This window comes from Sphingopyxis sp. 2PD (assembly GCF_005503695.1).
Lineage (GTDB): Bacteria > Pseudomonadota > Alphaproteobacteria > Sphingomonadales > Sphingomonadaceae > Sphingopyxis.
Genome location: NZ_SCMU01000002.1, coordinates 272634 through 292783, shown reverse-complemented (window position 1 = coordinate 292783; position 20150 = coordinate 272634). Strand labels below are relative to the sequence as shown.

General features: G+C 66.0%; 15 protein-coding genes. 11 read left to right on the top strand and 4 right to left on the bottom strand.

Annotated elements, in window-relative coordinates; all coding sequences use genetic code 11:
• Window positions 1-56: 56 nt before the first annotated feature.
• Window positions 57-515: a hypothetical protein gene (locus FFS18_RS03220; protein ID WP_137869724.1), complete on the bottom strand. Its 459-nt coding sequence runs from the start codon at window positions 513-515 to the stop codon at window positions 57-59.
• 106 nt (window positions 516-621) lie between these two features.
• On the opposite strand from FFS18_RS03220, the gene gyrB reads away from it, so the two are divergent.
• From gyrB to FFS18_RS03205, 3 genes are all read left to right on the top strand, one after another.
• Window positions 622-3198, top strand: coding sequence for a DNA topoisomerase (ATP-hydrolyzing) subunit B (gene gyrB / locus FFS18_RS03215; RefSeq protein WP_137869723.1), 2577 nt, complete (start codon window positions 622-624; stop codon window positions 3196-3198).
• Between the two features lie 19 nt (window positions 3199-3217).
• Window positions 3218-4759 (top strand): cryptochrome/photolyase family protein, encoded by a 1542-nt coding sequence (locus tag FFS18_RS03210; protein WP_137869722.1) that lies wholly within the window; start codon window positions 3218-3220, stop codon window positions 4757-4759.
• Between the two features lie 96 nt (window positions 4760-4855).
• Window positions 4856-5299 (top strand): septal ring lytic transglycosylase RlpA family protein, encoded by a 444-nt coding sequence (locus FFS18_RS03205; RefSeq protein WP_137869721.1) that lies wholly within the window; start codon window positions 4856-4858, stop codon window positions 5297-5299.
• A 62-nt stretch (window positions 5300-5361) separates the two neighbouring features.
• Here the strand turns inward: FFS18_RS03205 and FFS18_RS03200 are convergent, their stop codons facing one another.
• Entirely contained in the window at window positions 5362-6291 is a 930-nt protein-coding gene (locus FFS18_RS03200; RefSeq protein ID WP_171005207.1) for a glutaminase, read from the bottom strand.
• A 95-nt stretch (window positions 6292-6386) separates the two neighbouring features.
• Here FFS18_RS03200 and FFS18_RS03195 point away from each other — a divergent pair, with 95 nt between their 5' ends.
• From FFS18_RS03195 to FFS18_RS03160, 8 genes are all read left to right on the top strand, one after another.
• The gene (locus FFS18_RS03195) at window positions 6387-6860 is read left to right on the top strand and encodes a VOC family protein (protein WP_137869719.1); all 474 of its coding nucleotides are present in this window, start codon (window positions 6387-6389) and stop codon (window positions 6858-6860) included.
• Window positions 6857-7183, top strand: a complete 327-nt coding sequence (locus FFS18_RS03190) for an ArsR/SmtB family transcription factor (RefSeq protein ID WP_137869718.1) — start codon at window positions 6857-6859, stop codon at window positions 7181-7183. Before FFS18_RS03195 ends, FFS18_RS03190 begins: the two co-directional genes overlap by 4 nt.
• Window positions 7180-7647, top strand: coding sequence for an SRPBCC domain-containing protein (locus tag FFS18_RS03185; RefSeq protein ID WP_137869717.1), 468 nt, complete (start codon window positions 7180-7182; stop codon window positions 7645-7647). The genes FFS18_RS03190 and FFS18_RS03185 overlap by 4 nt, the downstream gene beginning before the upstream one ends.
• 250 nt (window positions 7648-7897) lie before the next feature.
• The gene (locus tag FFS18_RS03180; RefSeq protein WP_137869716.1) at window positions 7898-10306 is read left to right on the top strand and encodes a ligase-associated DNA damage response DEXH box helicase; all 2409 of its coding nucleotides are present in this window, start codon (window positions 7898-7900) and stop codon (window positions 10304-10306) included.
• A 221-nt stretch (window positions 10307-10527) separates the two neighbouring features.
• Entirely contained in the window at window positions 10528-11589 is a 1062-nt protein-coding gene (locus tag FFS18_RS03175; protein WP_137869715.1) for a retroviral-like aspartic protease family protein, read from the top strand.
• Window positions 11590-11617: 28 nt separating this feature from the next.
• Complete coding sequence (pdeM, locus tag FFS18_RS03170; protein WP_137869714.1) at window positions 11618-12334, top strand: ligase-associated DNA damage response endonuclease PdeM; 717 nt, start codon at window positions 11618-11620, stop codon at window positions 12332-12334.
• Window positions 12335-12526: 192 nt separating this feature from the next.
• A complete protein-coding gene (locus FFS18_RS03165) occupies window positions 12527-15268 on the top strand; it encodes a TonB-dependent receptor domain-containing protein (protein ID WP_137869796.1) in 2742 nt (913 codons plus the stop codon).
• A 252-nt stretch (window positions 15269-15520) separates the two neighbouring features.
• Window positions 15521-18328 carry a TonB-dependent receptor gene (locus FFS18_RS03160; protein WP_137869713.1) on the top strand — a complete coding sequence of 936 codons (2808 nt, stop codon included), beginning with the start codon at window positions 15521-15523 and terminating at the stop codon, window positions 18326-18328.
• Window positions 18329-18526: 198 nt separating this feature from the next.
• Here FFS18_RS03160 and holA read toward each other — a convergent pair whose 3' ends face one another.
• Entirely contained in the window at window positions 18527-19558 is a 1032-nt protein-coding gene (gene holA, locus FFS18_RS03155; protein ID WP_137869712.1) for a DNA polymerase III subunit delta, read from the bottom strand.
• Between the two features lie 6 nt (window positions 19559-19564).
• Window positions 19565-20101, bottom strand: coding sequence for an LPS assembly lipoprotein LptE (gene lptE / locus FFS18_RS03150; protein ID WP_137869711.1), 537 nt, complete (start codon window positions 20099-20101; stop codon window positions 19565-19567).
• Window positions 20102-20150 lie beyond the last annotated feature (49 nt).

Genomic DNA, 20150 nt, shown 5'->3' with positions numbered 1-20150 from the left:
TGCTTCGCTGTGTAAAACGACAGCGGCCCCCGCCTTCGCGGGGGCGACGGCTTACATCATCCTCCCAGTTGTACCGTCCCGCCGCGGATCCAGCCCCAGCGGCACGGACCCTGATATTCGCGCGCGCTGGCGACCGATTTGCCGACCCCGCACATGTCGGGATCGGTGCCGGGCGCGGCGAAGACGATGCCGAACCACGCGTCATTCTCGGCAGCTTCGCAGAGCGACACATTCGCACCGCCGGCCAGCTTTGCCTTGACCGCGCGCGTTTCACCCGGTGCCCAGAACACATCGGTGCCACCCGGCTTGACCCGGCTGATGCTCGAGCAGGCGGGCAGGCTCGGTCCTTCGGTGCCGATCATCACCGCGCGCGTCGCGAGCGGCTCGCCCGATACAGCAGGAGCGTTTTCGGCGGGCGGCGCGGGCTGGCTGCACGCCGCCAGCGGCGCCGCGAGCGCGGCAGCGAACGCCAGCGAAAGGCGGGGCGAAAAGCGAGGCGAAGGAGTGGTTTTCATGGCGCGAATCTAGCCGTCGCAACGGGACCATGCAACGCTCGTCACAAACTGGCCAAGACCCGCATTTTCGCTTGGGTTTTGCGGCCTTCGACCCTATATAATCAATATGACGGACACGCCCGAATCCAGCGCGCCAAGCGCGCCTTCCAACCAGCCCAACACCAACGCCTATGGCGCCGATTCGATCAAGGTTCTCAAGGGCCTGGATGCGGTGCGCAAGCGGCCCGGCATGTATATCGGCGACACCGACGACGGGTCGGGGCTGCATCACATGGTGTTCGAAGTCAGCGACAATGCGATCGACGAAGCGCTCGCAGGCCATTGCGACCTGGTCCTGATCACCTTGAACAGCGACGGATCGGTCAGCGTCGAGGACAATGGTCGCGGTATCCCCACGGGCATCCACGCCGAGGAAGGCATTTCGGCGGCCGAGGTCATCATGACCCAGCTCCACGCCGGCGGGAAGTTCGAGAACACCAGCGATGACAATGCGTACAAGGTGTCGGGCGGCCTGCACGGGGTCGGGGTCAGCGTCGTCAACGCGCTTAGCGAGTGGCTGGAGCTGACGATCTGGCGCGACGGCGAAGAACATTGGATGCGCTTCGAACATGGCGATTCGGTCGCGCCGCTCAAGGTCACGGGTCCGGCTCCTGCGGGCAAGAAGGGCACGCGCGTGACCTTCATGGCGTCGACCGAGACGTTCAAAAACGTCCTCGAGTTCGATTTCGAAAAGCTCGAGCATCGTTACCGCGAGCTCGCCTTCCTCAATTCGGGCGTCCGCATCAAGCTTGTCGACGCCCGCCACGCCGAGCATGTCAGCCATGACCTGTTTTACGAAGGCGGCATCGCGGCGTTCGTCAAATATCTCGACCGCAACAAGAATGCGCTGCTGCCCGATCCGATCGCGATCAGCAGCGAGCGCGACGGCATCGGCATCGACGTCGCGCTCGAATGGAACGACAGCTATTATGAAAATGTGCTGTGTTTCACCAATAACATCCCGCAGCGCGACGGCGGCACCCATCTTGCCGCCTTCCGCGCTGCGCTGACCCGCACGATCAACGGCTATGGCGACAAGTCGGGCATCCTCAAGAAAGAGAAAGTCTCGCTGACCGGCGACGATATGCGCGAAGGGCTGACCGCGATCGTGTCGGTCAAGCTGCCCGACCCCAAATTCAGCTCGCAGACCAAGGACAAGCTGGTGTCGTCCGAAGTCCGGCAGCCTCTGGAAAGCCTGATGGCCGACCGGATGACCGAATGGCTCGAGGAAAATCCCGCCTATGCCAAGGCGGTGATCCAGAAGGTCGTCGACGCCGCCGCGGCGCGCGAGGCCGCAAAAAAGGCGCGCGAACTGACGCGGCGCAAGGGCGCGATGGACATCGCGAGCCTGCCCGGCAAGCTCGCCGACTGTCAGGAACGCGACCCCAGCAAGTGTGAACTTTTCCTGGTCGAGGGTGACTCGGCAGGCGGATCGGCGAAGCAGGGCCGCGACCGGCATGTGCAGGCGATCCTGCCGCTGAAGGGCAAGATCCTGAACGTCGAGCGCGCGCGGTTCGACCGGATCATCTCGTCGAAGGAAGTCGGTACGCTGATCCAGGCGCTCGGCACGGGCATCCGCGACGAGTTCAACCTTGAAAAATTGCGCTATCACAAGATTGTGATCATGACCGACGCCGACGTCGACGGCGCGCATATCCGCACGCTGTTGCTCACCTTCTTCTATCGGCAGATGCCCGAGATCATCGAGAACGGGCATCTCTACATCGCGCAGCCGCCGCTGTACAAAGTCGCCAAGGGCCGCAGCGAAGTCTATGTGAAGGACGACAGCGCGCTCGAAAACTATCTCGTCGATGGCGGCATCGACGCGCTGATGCTCGAAACCACGGGCGGCGCGCGGTCGGGGGCCGACCTGCGCGAGCTGATCGAACATGGCCGCCGCCTCCGCGCGCTGATGCGCTATGTGCCGCGCGGCCATAATTACGAGCTGGTCGAGGCGCTGGCGCTCAACGGCGCGCTCGATCCGGCGCTCGACAGCACCGGTCGCACTGCAGCCGCGCTGCGCGCCGCCGAATGGCTCAATGCCGCCGAACGCGCGCTGACCGGCGGCGCCGAAGCGAGCTGGACGGTGGTGGCGAACGACGGCGGCTACACGCTCGAAAAGCGCTGGCGCGGGGTCAGCGACCATCATGGGATCGACGCGGCGTTCCTCGCCAGCCAGGAGAGCCGCCGCCTGCACAAGCTCGCCGCGGAACAGGCCGAAACCTATGCGCACCCGAGCCGCCTGGTGAAAGGCAGCAGCGCCGCGGCCCTCGCCGCCGATGCCGCCGCGATCGCCGCGGCGGAGATTGCCGAAGGCGATGCCGAGGCAAGCGACGCCGATCTGCCCGCCGCGAGCACCGCCAAGGTCACGCCGATCACGCGTCCGTCGGAACTGCTCGAAGCGATCTTCGCGCACAGCCGCAAGGGGCTGTCGATCAGCCGCTACAAGGGGCTGGGCGAGATGAACGCCGAGCAGCTTTGGGAAACCACGCTCGACCCCGCCAATCGTTCGCTGCTGCGCGTCGAGGCCGAACAGGCCGACATCGCGCACGAAATCTTTGAGCGATTGATGGGCGACGAAGTCGAACCGCGGCGCGATTTCATCCAGACCAACGCGCTGTCGGTGGCGAATCTGGACGTCTGACGGCGAGGCAGCGCCAATTATGGCCGCCTACACGCTGATCCTGATCCTCGGCGATCAGCTGAGTTTTGACATCAGCAGCTTGCGCGGTACCGACCCCTCTACGTCGGTCATTCTGATGGGCGAAGTTGCGGCGGAGGCCGATTATGTCTGGCATCACCGCAAGAAGCTGGCGTTTGTGTTCAGCGCGATGCGGCATCATGCCGACGCGCTGCGCGCCGCGGGCTGGACGGTCGATTATATCAAGCTCGACGATCCGCCGAACAGCGGCAGCTTGCGGGGCGAGGTCTCGCGGGCGCTGATCCGCCACGGCGCCGAACGCATTGTCGTCACCGAAGCGGGCGAATGGCGGCTGCGCGAGGAGATGGCGGGCTGGGCGGCGGCGATCGCGGTGCCGGTGGAGGTTCGCCCCGACGACCGTTTTTTCGCCAGCGATGCCGATTTCACGGCGTGGGCCGAGGGGCGCAAGGCCCTGCGCATGGAGTATTTTTACCGTCAGATGCGGCGCGCGACCGGATTGCTGATGGAAGGGGACGATCCGGCGGGCGGGCGCTGGAATTTCGATGCAGAGAATCGCAAGCCCGCGGCGCGCGATCTGTTGATGCCGCGGCCGCGGCAGATTGCACCCGATTCGGTTACGGAAGATGTGCTGGCTATGGTCGCGGCGCGCTTTCCCGATCGTTTCGGCAGCTTGGACGATTTCTGGTTCGCGGTGACAGCGGAAGATGCCGAGGCACAGTTCGACGCCTTCGTCGCCGACGCGCTGCCGCGCTTCGGCGATTATCAGGACGCGATGCTGGCGGGCGAGCCCTGGCTCTATCACAGCGTCATCGCGCTCTACCTCAACATTGGCCTGCTTGACCCGCGCGCGGTGTGCTGGCGCGTCGATGCCGCATGGCGCGCGGGCGATGTGCCGATCAACGCCGCGGAGGGCTTTATTCGTCAGATCCTGGGGTGGCGCGAATATGTCCGCGGCATTTACTGGCGCGAGGGGCCGGATTATGCCCAGCGCAACGCACTGGATGCCCGCCATCCGCTGCCCGATTTCTATTGGAGCGCCGACACCGACATGGCGTGCGTGCGTGCCTGCGTCGAACAGACGCGCGACACTGCCTATGCCCATCATATCCAGCGGCTGATGGTGACGGGAAATTTCGCGCTGCTGGCGGGGATCGACCCGCACGCACTGCACCTCTGGTACCTTGCCGTCTATGCCGATGCCTATGAATGGGTCGAGCTGCCCAATACGGTCGGCATGAGCCAGTTCGCCGACGGCGGCCTGCTCGCGTCAAAGCCCTATGCGGCGAGCGGCGCCTATATCGACCGCATGTCGGATTATTGCCGCGGCTGCCGCTATGACGTGAAGGCGAAGGCGGGGAGCGGCGCCTGCCCGTTCAACCGCCTGTACTGGCCGTTCCTGATTCGCCACCGCGATCGGCTGGCGAACAACCCGCGCATGACACCGATGTATCGCACTCTGGCGCGCTGGGACGCGGCGCGGCAGGCGGCGTTGGTGGCCGACGGCGCGGCGTGTCTGGCCGAATTGGGCATCGAAAAAGGCTGATCCGCCCGCCGCACTTTCGGCTCGCCATGCCGCGCTGTGCTTGCGGGAGCAGGAGAGCGGGATCAAAGGCGAGCGCACCGAAAGAGGGGGAATGTCATGCGTGCCTTGACGATCGCCGCATTGCCGCTGTGCCTGATGATGCCCGCGGCGGCGCAGGAATCACCGGCCGAGCCCGGTATCACACTTGCCGCCGCGTCTGCCGACCTTGCCGTTGCCGCTGACGTCTCCGAACCCTTTGCCGAAACCGAAATTGGCGGCGGGATGGCGAGCTATTACGGCCGTGAACTCGCAGGCAACCGTACCGCGAGCGGCGAACGCTTTGACCCCGGCCAGCTGACCGCGGCGCATCGCACCCTGCCCTTTGGCAGCCGCGTGCGCGTCACCAACGTCGCGACGGGCGACAGCATCGTCGTGCGCATCAACGACCGCGGGCCATTTTCGCACGGCCGCGTGATCGACGTGAGCCATGCCGCGGCGCGCGAAATCGGCATGCACCGCAGCGGCACCGCGCGCGTCAAGCTAGCACTGCTCGACGATTGAGCTTGGCACCGGCCCACCCGCCCAATTCTGGCGGGCCGGTGTCGTTTCCCGATCGGCCAAAATCAGTCGAACACCGACCAGCCCGCCGCATAGGCGAAATGTTCGAGCGCCGCAGCGCCCGCCAGCGAGGTTCCCGCCTCGTTGAGCCCCGGCGACCACACCGCGATCGACCCCTGCCCCGGCGCGATGCAGAGGATGCCGCCGCCGACCCCGCTCTTGCCCGGCAGGCCGACGCGAAAGGCGAATTCGCCCGAATTGTCATAATGGCCGCAGAGCATCATGATCGCGTTGATGCGGCGCGCGCGGTGCGGCTCGATCAATTGCTCGCCGGTCAGCGGGTCGCGGCCTTCCATCGCGAGGAATAGTCCGGCGCGGGCGAGCTGGCGACAGCTCATCGCAATCGCGCATTGGCGGAAATAGACGCCGACGACGGTTTCCACCGGATGTTTAAGGTTCCCGAAGGCGTCCATGAAATGCGCCAAGCTGCGATTGCGCGCGCCGGTTTCGGATTCGGAAAAAGCGACGTCGAAATCGATTTCGACCCTGTCATCGCCCGCGCGGGCGCGCATGAATTCGACAATCTCTTCGGCCACCGCGTCGCCGTCCCGCCCGTCGATCAGCCGATCGGTCGTGGCGATCGCCCCCGCGTTGATCAGCGGGTTGCGCGGGATGCCGTGCTCGCTTTCGAGCTGGACGACCGAATTGAACGCGCTGCCCGACGGCTCGCGTCCGACGCTGTCCCATAGCGAGCTGCCGACGCGGCGCAGCGCGAGCGCCAGCGTGAAGACTTTCGACACCGACTGGATCGAGAAGACTTCATCGGCGTCTCCCGAGGTGAGGACGGTGCCGTCGGGGAGCGCGAGCGCAAAACCGAGCTTGTTCGGATCGACCCTTGCTAGCGCGGGAATATAGTCGGCGACCTTGCCCCGCCCGCAAAGGGGGAGCGCTTCCTGATAGGCTTCGCGCACGGATTGTTCGATCGATTGGGTCATGGCTCGCTCTATCATCTTTTTCGCAAATATTATTTTTAATTTTCAGAAATTATTCTAGATATGCAAAATCAAAATGCGAATCGAAGGAGAAACCGGTGACCGACACGCAACGACCAAAGGGGCTGGCGAGCACCGTCTGCTATCGCGATCCCAACGCCGCCTATCGCTGGCTCGAGGAGGCGTTCGGATTTGAACCGCTGTTCGCGCTGGTCGATGCCGACGGCAAGCTCGCCCACGGCGAAATGACCTTCGGCGCGTCGGTCGTGATGATTGGATCCGAATGGTCGGACGATCACAAGAGCCCGCAATCGATCGGCGGCAAGAACACCCAGTCGGTAAGCGTCCAGCTCGCCCTCGGCGAAGACATTGACGCGCATTGCGAGGCTGCGCGCGCGGCGGGCGCCGAAATCGTCGCGCCGCCCGCGACGCAATTTTACGGCGACCGCACCTATCGCGCCAAGGATCGCGAAGGACATATCTGGTCCTTCGGCGTCACCGTCGAGGCGAAAACGCCGAGCGAATGGGACGCGGCTGGCGGCTTCACCACCAAGACGCGGCTCGAAGATTGAGCGCGGCGCTCGACCGGACGCTCGGCGCGCTCGCCGACCCGGTGCGGCGGCGCGCGATCGAACTGCTCGGTCGGCGGCCGCGCAGCGCGGGCGACCTCGCGCGCGAGCTCGGTCTCGCGCCGCCCGCGATGAGCCGGCATCTGAAGGCGCTCAAGGAGGGCGGGCTGGTCGAGGACGGCCACCCCGCGTTCGACGCGCGCGTGCGCATCTATTCGCTGAAAGACGGCGCGACCGCCGAGCTCAAGCAATGGATTGCCGAGACCGAGGCGCTGTGGACGCACCAGCTCGCCGCGTTCAAGGTCCATGTCGAGGGCGGCGAATGAGCGCCGCGGTCATCGTCGCGCTGCGCGTCGCGGCGACGCCCCAGGCGGCGTTCACCGCCTTCACGCGCGACATCGGCATCTGGTGGCAAAGCCATCCGCTGTTCCAGCTCAGCCGGCGCGGCGACGGGACGCTGCGCTTCGATCCCGCGGGCCCCGACGGCCGCCTCGTCACGCGCTTCGACGATGGCGAAGAGTGGGAAATCGGTCCGGTGCGCCACTGGCTGCCCGGCGAGCGGCTGGCCTTCGGCTGGCGCCTGCCGAGCTTTCGCGGCGATCAGGCGACCGAGGTCGATGTCCACTTCGAAGCGGTCGGCGCCGAAACGCGCGTCACGGTCGAGCATCGCGGCTGGGACAGCATCCCGCAAAACCACGTCGCGCGTCACGGCTTCGAACTGATGCTGCTCCAGCGGCGGCTGGGCGAGCATTGGCGTGGGCTGTTGAAGGCAATGGCGGCTGGGCTATAGGAATGGCGGCTTTGGGGTGGTTTTAAGCCATCCCCTCCCTTTCAGGGAGGGGTTAGGGGTGGGCGCGAGCGAAGCGAGCCGAGGCAGAATGCCGCCTTCGGCGGCTACCCACCCCCAGCCCCTCCCTAAAAGGGAGGGGAGAAGACACGTCCGCAATCGGTCGTTTCCAGCCGTTCCTCGCCTCGGACATCACGAACCAACCTCACCCGAAACGCTTGCCCCCGCGTCCTGCGACCGCCACATCGTCCCCATGCGCCTCCCCGCCCCCTTCACTGACTGGTTCGCCGCGCGCGGATGGCGGCTGCGGCGGCATCAGGCGGATATGCTTGGCGCGGCGGCGCGCGGGGAGCATGCGCTGCTCGTCGCGGCGACGGGGGCAGGGAAGACTTTGTCGGGGTTTCTGCCGACGCTTGTCGATCTGGCTGAGCATTCGACCGACCGGCTGCACACGCTGTATGTCTCGCCGCTCAAGGCGCTGGCCGCCGACGTCGAACGCAATCTGCTCGGTCCGATCGCCGACATGGGCCTCGCCATCAGCGTCGAAAGCCGCAGCGGCGATACGTCGTCGGACAAGAAGGCGCGCCAGCGCAGCCGACCGCCGAATATCTTGCTCACCACCCCCGAATCGCTGTCGCTGCTGCTCTCCTATCCCGACAGCTTCACGATGTTTGCGGACCTCAAGACGGTGGTGATCGACGAGATCCATGCCTTCGCACCCGGCAAGCGCGGTGACTTGCTGAGCCTCGCGCTGGCACGATTGCAGCACATCGCCCCCGCCATGCGCCGCGTCGGGCTGTCGGCGACGATCGCCGATCCCGCGCAATATGCCGCATGGCTGGCGCCGGGCGCGGCGGGCGACAGCGTCACGATCGTCGCGGGCGAGGCGGGGGCCGATCCCGACATATCGATCCTGCTGCCCGACGGCGCGGTCCCATGGGCGGGGCATTCGGGGCGTTATGCGGTGCATCAGGTGATGGCCGAGGTCGCAAGGAACCGCACCACGATCATTTTCTGCAACACCCGCGGGCTGGCCGAGCTGATCTTTCAGGAGCTGTGGAAGGTCAACGACCTGTCGCTTCCGATCGCGATCCACCACGGCAGCCTCGACCGCGAGGCGCGCCAGCGCGCCGAGGCGGCGATGGCAGAGGGGCGGCTGCGCGCGCTCGTCGCGACCTCCAGCCTCGACCTCGGGCTCGACTGGGGCGACGTCGATTGCGTGATCCAGATGGGGGCGCCCAAGGGGTCGTCGCGGCTGCTCCAGCGCATCGGGCGCGCGAACCACCGCCTCGACGAGCCGAGCAAGGCGCTGATCGTTCCCGGAAACCGCTTCGAATATCTGGAAGCGCAGGCGGCATTGGATGCGGTGCAGGCGGGCGAGCGCGACGCCGACCGCTTTCGCCCCGGCGCGCTCGACGTGCTCGCGCAGCATGTGATGGCGCTCGCCTGCGCCGCGCCGTTTAGGGAGGATGCGCTGCTCGCCGAAATTCGTAGCGCCGCGCCCTATCAATGGGTCGACGCCACGCTTTTCACCCGGCTGCTGGGGTTCGTGCGCGATGGCGGCTATGCGCTCAAAAGCTACGACCGCTTCCGCCGCCTTGCCCCCGACGGGCAGGGCGGCTGGCGGATCGCGCATCCGCGGCTCGCGGCGCAGCACCGGCTCAACGCCGGGATCATCGTCGATGCCCCGACGCTGGACGTGCGGTTCAGGAACGGACGGCGCCTCGGCACGGTCGAGGAATATTTCGCGAGCACGCTGTCGCCGGGCGACACCTTCGCCTTTGCCGGCCTCAGCCTTGAGGTCGAGGGCATCCGCGACACCGACATTCTTGTCCGTGCGACGAGCAAACCGGCGCGCATCCCTTCCTATGTCGGCGCGCGCATGGCGCTGACGACACGGCTCGCCGACCGCGTGCGCGGGTTCCTCGCCGACCCGGCGTGCTGGCAGCGTTTCCCCGCCGATGTGCGCTTCTGGCTGGAGATGCAGGCGCTGCGATCGGTCCTTCCGCAACCCGGCGAGTTGCTCGTCGAGACCTTCCCGCACGAGGGCAATCATTATCTGGTCGCCTATCCCTTCGAAGGGTGGAACGCGCACCAGTCGCTGGGCATGCTGATCACCAAGCGGATGGAACGCGCCGGGCTGCAGCCGCTGGGCTTCGTCGCCTCCGATTATGCGCTGGCGATCTGGTCGCTGCGCCCGGTCGCCGATCCGGCCGCGCTGTTCGACCCCGCGATCCTCGAGGATGAATTTGCCCAGTGGGTCGAGGGATCGCACCTGCTCAAGCGGGCATTCCGCGAGGTCGCGGTGATCGGCGGGCTGATCGAGCGCCAGCATCCCGGCAAGCGCAAGACCGGCAAGCAGGTGACCTTTTCGACCGACCTGATTTTCGACGTGCTGCGCAAATATGAACCCGACCATCTGCTGCTCGAGGCCGCATGGGCCGACGCGCGCGAGCGGCTGACCGACGTCGCGCGGCTTGGCGACCTGCTCGACCGAGCGGCGGGAACGATGCTGCACCATAAGCTGGAGCGGATCAGTCCGCTGGCAATCCCGGTGCTGGTGCTGATCGGGCGTGAAAGCGTCGCGGGCGCCGATGTCGACGATGCGCTGCTCGGCGAGCTCGCCGACACGCTCGCGGATCAGGCGATGGGGTCGAATTGATCGCTCCTCCCTGTGGCGAAGCCATGGGGAGGTGGCAGCGGCGTGGCCGCTGACGGAGGGGCTTTGGCACTGCCCTCGTTGCCCCTCCACCACCGCCTGCGGCGGCGGTCCCCCTCCCCATCGCTGCGCTACAGGGAGGATAAGATGTCACCTCGGCGTTTCGCTTGCTGCCAGCCCGGATGAGGCGTAGATTGCGGCAAAACATATAGAGGATGCCCGCGATGACCCACCTATTCAGGCGGTCGATGTTCTGGACGGCAATACTCGCCGCGCCGGTGCTGATCGGCGCCAGCCAAACACCCCCCGCCGCGCCGCCCGCCATAGCGGCCCCGACCCCGCCGCCGACCGCCGCCGACGCGGTCGACGCGCTGATCGAACCGGCCACTACAAGCGAAATCGTCCCCTTCATCCAGCCGTTCGACCTTGACGCGACGCGGCGCATGTCGGTTCAGGTCATGGTCGGCGGCAAAGGCCCGTTCGCCTTTCTGGTCGATACCGGCGCCGAGCGCACGGTCATCGCGCGCGAACTCGCCGCGCGGCTCGGGCTTGCCGAGGGCGGCAAATTGCGGCTCGCGACGATCGGCGGGTCGGCGACCGTCCCCAGTTTCCGCATCGCGGCGCTGCAAATGTCGAACCTGCATCTGGCATCGGTCGAGGCGCCCGCCTTTCACGGCCGCCACATCGGCGCCGCGGGCCTGATCGGCGTCGACATGCTGGAGGAACGCCGGGTGCTGATCGATTTCCGCAAGGAATCGATGCAGATTCTGGAAACGCGCCGCCGCGCCCCGTCGCTGATCAAGGATGATGACGCGATCGTCGTCACCGCGCGCAATTCGGCGGGGCGCCTGATCCTGTCCGATGCGCGGCTGCACGGCAAACGCATCGACGTGATCGTCGACACAGGCGCGCAGACCAGCGTCGGCAACATGGCGCTGCAAAGGCTCGTCGCCGAACGGCGCGCCAACCGCCTGCCCTTTGACGCGACCGAGCTCACCGCGGTGACGGGTGAGGACGTCCCCGCGGTGCGCACCGCGATCAAGCGCATCGTCATCAACGGCATGGACGTTAACGACCTGCCCGTCAGCTTTGCCGACAGCCAGGCGTTCCGCGTCCTCGGCCTTCACGACCGGCCCGCGCTGCTGCTCGGCATGGACAGCCTGTCGCTGTTCGACCGGGTCGAGATCGATTTCCCGAACCGGCGTGTCGTGTTCGACCTGCCCGACGGGGCGACCCGGCAAACCGGGCAACGCTTTGCCGCGAATATGTCTGCGCGGGGTAGCTAGACCCGGATCGCTTTGCCATAGCGGCGCGATGTCCGCCGCCGCGCCCTTTTCCTTTGCCGGTCAGTCCTTTCAGATGCTGGCCGATCGCGCGCTGTTCTGGCCGCGCCACGGCGCGTTGATCGTCGCTGACCTGCACCTGGAAAAGGGCAGCTGGTATGCGGCGCTGGGCCAGCCGCTGCCCCCCTATGACAGCCACGATACGCTCGACCGGCTGGCGCGGCTCGCCGCCGCAACCGGCGCGCGCGCGATCTGGTGCCTCGGCGACAGTTTCCACGACCGCGATGCCGCCGCGCGCATCGTCCCGGCAATCGCCGCGCGCCTGCGTGAACAGGCGAGCGCGACGCAGCTCCTGTGGATCGCGGGCAACCATGACGGGCTGACCGGCGGCGCGTGGGGCGGCGAGATCGCCGACGAGCATGTCGCCGACGGCATCGTGTTTCGGCACCAGAGCGTGGCCCATGACAACCGCCCCGAAGTTTCGGGGCATTTCCACCCCAAGCTGCGGCTGACCGTCCGCGGCCGCCATGTGTCGCGCCCCTGCTTCGCGGGCGACGACCGGCGTCTGATTCTGCCCGCCTTCGGCACCCTGACCGGCGGACTCGCCGTCACCGACCCGGTGATCGCCGAAAATTTTGTCGGGCCCTATCGCGCGATGCTGGTCGCGGGGGACCGCCAACTTTGCTTCCCCTGCGCTGGTCGCACGCGCGATGACGCTACGGCAAGCCGCATCCGACGCGCAAACTAGCCGCTAAACATCGCCGAACGGGCGCTTTTTTGGCTGTGACCAAAAAGCATCACCCTGCCAAAAACGACGCAAATGCGGGCGTTTCGCTGGATCGAACACGCAATTGAGTTATGTTCCCGCGGCAACAAAAATAATGAAATTTTGAGAGGAGTGCCCGACATGAAATCATCTTCCCTTTGTGCTGCCCGATTTATGCGCACCACGGCGCTGGGTGTGTCGATCGCCATGGCCGTCGTGGCCGCGCCCGCCTTTGCGCAGGACGCCCCCGCCGCCGAAACCGTCGATGACAGCGACGACACGCCGATCATCGTGACCGCGCAGGGCCGCTCGCAGCTGCTGTCCGACGTGCCGGTCGCGATTTCGGCGGTGAACGCCGAAACGCTGCAGAACAGCGGCGCCAACGACATTCGCCAGCTGAACCAGGTCGCCCCGTCGCTGCTCGTCTCGTCGACCGGGTCGGAAGCCAATGGTTCGGCGCGTATTCGCGGCATCGGCACCGTCGGCGACAACCCCGGCCTCGAAAGCTCGGTCCCCGTGTTCATCGACGGCGTTTACCGCTCGCGTTCGGGGATCGGCCTCAACGAACTGGGCGAAATCGACCGCGTCGAAGTGCAGCGCGGGCCGCAGGGCACGCTGGGCGGCCGCAACTCGTCGGCAGGCCTGATCAGCATCTATTCGAAAAAGCCCGAGTTTGATTTCGGCGCCAACGGCGAAATCACCTATGGCAATTACGACTTTCTGCGCTTTACCGGCAGCGTCACCGGCCCGCTCAGCGAAACGATCGCGGCGCGCCTCGACGGCGTCTATGTCCAGCGCGACGGTTTCTATCGCGACACGACGAACAACACCGACGTCAACGACCGCGACCGTTATTTCCTGCGCGGCCAGATCCTGTTCGAACCGACCGACGCACTGTCGATCCGGCTGATCGCCGATTATACCTATCGCGACGAAAAATGCTGCGCCGCGACCTATGTCGACAACAGCGTCAATCCGTATATCGGCGACCTCAACAACCCGTCGACGCCGCTGGCACCGTTGCAGCCCAACGGCAACAACATCATCAATGTGCTGCGCGACCTGGGGCAGCCGCTGTCGGCGTTCAATCAGGGCTATGGCCGCGCGATCTCGGTCAGCCCGGGGCGCAGCTTCGAGGGCCAGACCAAGGATTACGGCTTCTCGGGCCAGATCGACTATGATTTCGGCGGCGCGACGCTGACGTCGATCACCGCGTACCGCGAATATCGTTCGGGCCAGGCGTCGGACACCGACTATGGCGCGGTCGACATCCTCTATCGCGCCCCGAGCGACGATGCCTATCGCCAGTTCCACACTTTCACTCAGGAGCTACGCCTGCAGGGTGAGGCGTTCGACGGAACGCTCGACTGGCTGGTCGGCGGCTTCTACGCCAACGAGAAGCTGACCGTTCGCGACAATCTGCGGTTCGGCAGCCAATATGGTCGCTTCGCCAACTGCCGGATCATCTCGGGCGGCGGTCTCGCAGGCCTTTATTCGCCGACCAGTCCTCTGTGCGTTGCGCCCGGCGTCGGGCCCGCGACGATTGCCGGGGCGAGCGGGCCGATTTCGGGCGCCGACATCGTCGCCGCCTTCACCGCGCTCGATGGGCTCAATGACCGCGGCTCGACCAACGACCGCTATTTCCAGAACGGTACCAACTGGGCGATCTTCACCCACAATATCGTGCACATCACCGATCAGATCGACCTGACGCTGGGGCTGCGCTACACGAACGACAAAAAGAAGTTCAATGCGACCTTCGGCAACGACAATACCGTCTGCACGACGGTTCAGGGGCTGGTGCTCGACGATGCGACCAATCCGGCGACCACCGCCACCGCGCGCGCGCTCGCGGGTGCGCTGATCGGTCTCAGCTGTCAGGGCAATTCCACCGCGGAACTCAACGGCGTGTCGATCAACGACAAGCGCAGCGAGGACGAATGGACCGGCACGGCAATCCTGTCGTACAAGCCGATCGACGACCTGTTGCTCTATGCCAGCTTTGCCCGCGGTTACAAGGCGGGCGGGTTCAACCTCGATCGTTCGGCACTGAAGTCGCCTATCGTGCCCTTTGGCGGACAGGCAGGCGCACAGGCGCTCGTCGGCAATCTCCAGTTCGATCCCGAACTGGTCGACAGCTATGAAATCGGTGCCAAATATTCGACGGGCCCGTTCAGCTTGAGCCTGTCGGCCTTCCGGTCGGATTTCAGCAATTTCCAGCTGAACACCTTCAACGGCACCGTGTTCCTGGTCCAGACGATCAACGGCTGTGACAATCTGGTCGGCGGCCCCGGCGCCGATACCGACCTCAGCAACGCCACCGGCACCTGTGCGACCGACGATGTCACCTACGGCGTCCGCACGCAGGGGTTCGAGCTGGAGGCGCAGCTGGTCCCGGCGCGCAACTTCCGCGTCGCGGCGGGCCTGACCTATGCTCGCACCAAATATCGCAGCGACCTGGTCGGCACCAAAAATGGCACGCCGCTCGATTCGGCGCTGCGCAAGCTGCCCGGCAACAATCTGTCGAACGCGCCCGAACTGGTCGCGACCGGCAGCGTGACCTGGACGCCCGAAATCGGGAGCAGCGGGCTGACCGGCCTGGTCTATATCGATGGCCGCATGACCAGCGATTATAACACCGGGTCCGACCTGTTCCCGCAAAAGGCGCAGGATGGCTATGCGCTGTTCAACGCGCGCCTTGGCCTGCGCGGCCCCGACGAGAAGTGGGGCGTCGAATTGTGGGCGCAGAATATCTTCAACAAAAACTACGCCCAGGTCGCGTTCAACTCGCCGTTCCAGGCGGGGACGACGGCAGCACCGTTCGTCGACCCGCAATATCCGGGCGGCCGCCAGATCTTCTCGCAGTTCCTGGCCGAACCGCGGACCTATGGCGTGACGCTGCGCGGCAAGTTCTGACCGCACATCGTCCTTGACGACAGCGAGGGCGGGACCATCGGTCCCGCCCTCTTTTTTTGCCCCGAAACGCCGCCGCGCCCGTCAAGCTGTTACCTCTGACAGCTGTGACCGAAAAGCCGCGCTCGGCGCGCAATGACGTTACGGCGCGGGCTGGTACTGGCCAGCCACCGCGATGTCATGATAGGCTCCGCCACAAACAAGAAATCGTGCCGCTCTCCCGCAAAATTTGACCGATTGAGGAGGGCCAGATCCATGACCAATATTTCCAGCCGTACCGCCGGTTTGCTGCGCGCCAGCGCGGTCGGCGTGTCGCTGTCGTTTGCCCTGCTGGCGACGCCCGCCACGGCGCAGGACGCCGGGGCCGAAACGAGCGACGAGACGATCATCGTCACCGCCACCCGGCGCAGCGAGGCGCTGTCCGACGTGCCGATCGCCGTGTCCGCAGTCACCGGCGAGACGCTGGAAAAGACCGGCGCAACCGACGTGCGCGCGCTGGGTCAAGTGGCGCCGTCGCTGCTGGTGTCGGGGGCGACCAGCGAGGTCAATTTCTCGGCGCGCATCCGCGGCATCGGCACGGTGGGTGAAAACCCCGGCCTCGAAAGCTCGGTCGGGCTGTTCATCGACGGCGTCTATCGCAGCCGCACCGGGGTCGGCCTGTCCGAACTCGGCGACATCGAACGCGTCGAAGTGCTGCGCGGTCCGCAGGGGACCTTGTTCGGCCGCAACTCGACCGCCGGGCTGATCAACATTGTCACCAAGGGTCCGGACCTTGGGGCGTTCGGCGCCAAGGGGTCGGTCAGTTTCGGCAATTACGACTATTGGCGCGTCGACGGCATGGTCAATGCGCCGCTGGGCGAAAAGGCCGCGGTGCGCGTCGACGGGGTGTGGCAACGTCGCGACGGCTTTATCGAAAATGCGACCGCGGGCGAGCCCGACATCAACGACCGCGACCGCTGGCTGGCGCGCGGCCAGTTGCTGCTCGAACCGAGCGAAACGGTGAAGCTGCGCCTGATTGCCGATTACAGCGAGCGCAGCGAGAATTGCTGCGGCGGCGTGCTGCTCAATCCGGTGCGCAACCTGACGCGCGGCGCCGACGGTTTCCCCATCGCATCGGCGAACACGTTGCTGCCGGTGCTGCAAGCGCTCGGCGCCAACCATCAGGTGCCGCCCACCGGCACCAGCTTCATCCGGACCCAGGCGACGACCCCCGGCGTGACCTATCGTTCGGATACGAAGGATTGGGGGCTGTCGGGCGAGCTCAGCTGGGATCTGGGCGGCGCATCGCTGACCTCGATCACCGCCTATCGCGATTACAAGAATGCGCAGGGCCAGGACGCCGATTTCAGCGCCCTCGACATCTTGCGCCGCACCGACCTCGACCGCCGTTTCCGCCTGTTCACGCAGGAATTGCGGTTGCAGGGCGAGGCGTTCGACGGGCGGCTCGACTGGCTGGTCGGCGGCTATTACGCCAATGAGAAACTCGATGTCGATGACGACATTGTTTATGGCAATAATTACGAACAGTTCGCCAACTGCCTGCTGTTCGCCAGTGCGCTGCCGACCGCGGTGCTGCCGACCAACCCGCAATGCGTGAATGTGCCGGTGGTGCAGGGGACGATCACCGCGCTGTCGGCGCTGCCGGTCGGCGACCCACGCCGCGCGTCGATCCCGCTGCTGTCGGCGCTGATCGCGAACCCGGCGCGCCCCGGTTTCGGCTCGCTCGCCGCGGCGCTCGGCCAGCCGACGTTGGCGATCAACGGCACTGGCGACCAGGGATCGACCTTTGCCCAGAAAAGCCGCAACTTCGCGGTCTTCACCCACAACAGCTTCGACATCGTCGAAGATATGCTGACGCTGACGATCGGCGCGCGCTATACCAGCGAGCGCAAGACGCTGGATGCCGACGCCAATTTCAACAACGGCATCTGTCCGCTGGTGGTCAATTCGCCGTTCCAGTCGCTCGCGACCCTGCCCTGCGTGATCAACGGCACCGCGCCCGATCTGCCGCGCGGCACCGCCGGAACGAAGTTCAAGGACAATGAATGGACCGGCACCGCGGTGCTCAGCTGGAAACCGACCCCCGAGCTGCTTGTCTATGGCTCGGTGTCCAAGGGGTATAAGGCGGGCGGGTTCAACCTCGACTTTTCGGCGCTCGACCGCACCTGCAACGTCACGTTTGACACCGCCTGCGCGGCGCGGCTGGCGCTGCCCGCCAACACCAGCGGCAACGGACGCCCCGAAGCGAGCGACCTGCAGTTCGCCAGCGAAAAGGTCGATGCCTATGAAATCGGGGTCAAATTTGACGGGCCGGGCTTTGACCTCAACGTCGCGGCCTTCTTTCAGGAATATAGCAATTACCAGCTCAACACCTTCAACGGGGTGAATTTCGAGGTCACCAATATCCAGGCGTGCAAGGATGATCTGGGCGGCGCCGACGCCGACGGATCGGCGACCACCGGCGGCTGCGCCGCCAACCGGCTGAAACCCGGGGTACGGTCGAAAGGGGTCGAGATCGAGGCGTTCATTCGCCCCGCGCGTTATCTGTCGGTGAACATGGGGCTGACCTATGTCGACACCCTCTATCGCCGCAACCTGGTGGGCACGGGCGGGCGGCCACTGTCGCCAGTGCTGTTCCAGCTGCCCGGCCGCGGGGTGTCGAACGCGCCGCGCTATGTCGCGACCGCGGGGATCAGCTGGACACCGCCGATCGGCAGTTCGGGGATGAGCGGCCTCGTCTATTTCGACACCCGCCTGCAAAGCGACACCAACACCGGTTCCGACCTCGACGTCGAAAAGGTGCAGGACGGCTTTGCGATCTTCAACGGGCGGATCGGCCTTTATGGCTCCGATCGGCGTTGGGGGGTCGAGCTGTGGGGGCAGAATCTGTTCAACAAGCGTTATTATCAGATCGGCGCCGATATGCCGCTGCAGGGCGGCGGCACTTTCCGTGCCGTCGCGGCGCCCGCATCGAGCGGGCTCAGCGGTACCGCCAACCAGCTGTTCGTCGGTTTCCCCGGCGAACCGCGCACCTATGGCGTGACGCTGCGCGGCCAGTTCTGATCCGGCCTCTCCCCCTCCCCGGTCGGGGAGGGCGTAGGGAGGGTCTGTCGCAGCCGGGCACTGTTGCGTCAGACCCTTTCCTTTGGGCGCCGGCCACTATCACCGTAGCCATGAGCCTGTCGAAGGGCGCTTATGCCGATAAGCGCCCTTCGACAGGCTCATGGCTAGGGTTCGAATTTTGCAGGACCGGTTGAGTTATTACCGCGCGCGCGCCGCCTGGTGCGTGATGTCGGTCATCAGCTTGCGGAACAGTACTCCGCCGGGCGTTCCCGATGATTTGAGCGCGCGTTCGCATTCGATCAGGCGGCTCATCAACCGGGCGACGCGCACCGAATCCCAGATGCGCAGCTGCGCCGTAACCGCGTCGCGTTCCTTCCAGAAAATACCACTGGTGCGCGCCGCGACGACGGTGGCGGGATGCGCCCCGGCATCAACCTCGGCGCGCAGTCGCGCCAGCGCCAGCGCGCGGATCGCCAGCGCGCGGATGATGCGGATTTCGGCGACGCCCACCGCCGCGGCCTTCGCCAGCATGTCGGGCAGGTCGCGCACCTTGCCGCCCAGCGCGACATTGATGCATTCGCTGACGTCTTCCTCATGCGTCGCGGCGCCGAGCGCGGCGATGTCGGCGGGAGTGACCTGGCGCTGGCGATCGGCGGCGGCGTCGAGATACAGCGCCATCTTCTCGATCTCGCGCCGCATCAGCGCCTGATCGCCCGACACCAGATCGACCAGCAATTGCGCTTCGGCGTTGGCGAGCCGCAATCCCTGCTCCTCGGCGGCGCTAATCGCGATGCCGACCAGCGCGCGGCGGTCGGGCTGATAACAGATCGCGGCGACGGCGTGATCGGACGTTTCGACCAGCTTGACCAGTTTCGACTTGGCGGTGACCGATGCGCCGGTCGCGATCACCGGGTTGATGACGGTGTCAGCAGCCAGCAGCGCCTCGACTGCGGGGACGCTGTCGTCGCCGCTGCCGGTGAGTTCGAGGCGGATGATCCGCGCCGACGAAAACAGCGACATCGACGCGGCTTCGGCGGCGAGCAGCGAAGGATCCTGCGCCAGCTGCGATCCCGACAGGTCGACCCGTTCGGCGTCCTTGCCCGCCAGTCCGACTAGGTGGCTGGCGACCGCGGCCATCGTCGCTTCGTCGGGACCGGTCAGCAGGGTGAAACGGAGCGCGGGGTCGAGGCGCGACTGGCGTTCGAGATCGGCGGGCTTGACCGTCTTCATCGCCGGCTACGGGGTCGGCGCGGAGGTCGCCGTCCGGCCGCCGCCACGATTGGCATAGACCGCGAGCCGCGTGACGATCTGATCCGAAATCCCCGAAGCGAGCCGTTCGAGCGCCGACGATTCGGCGGCGATCGTCGCATATTCGCTGCCCACGACGTCGATCCCGGCATCTTGGGCGGCGGTCGCGTCGAGCAGCACTTCACCGCTCGCGGCATCGACGAGCTGGTAACGGGCGCGCAGCGTGCGACGCTCGCGCGTCACCGCATCGTCGGCGCGGACGCCAAAGCCGGTGATCGAATCCTCGAGCCGCACGTCGAGCCGCAGCCGCTTGCCCGCGCCCTGTCCGCCCTGCGTCGCCTGCAACCGGTCGCGCAGCGCGTTGCGGACGAGCCAGCCCGAGTGCCCCTCAATCGGCGCGACATCGACATCGGCGAGCACCGTCGCCACCGCGCCGCGGCTGCCGTTCGCGTAGAGCGGCCGCAGACCGCAGCCGCCAAGGGTCAGCGAGGCGGCGATGAGCGACGAGATGAGAAGGTTACGCATGGTCGGACGATGCCCCCAAATCCCGTTCGTGTCGAGCGAAGTCGAGACA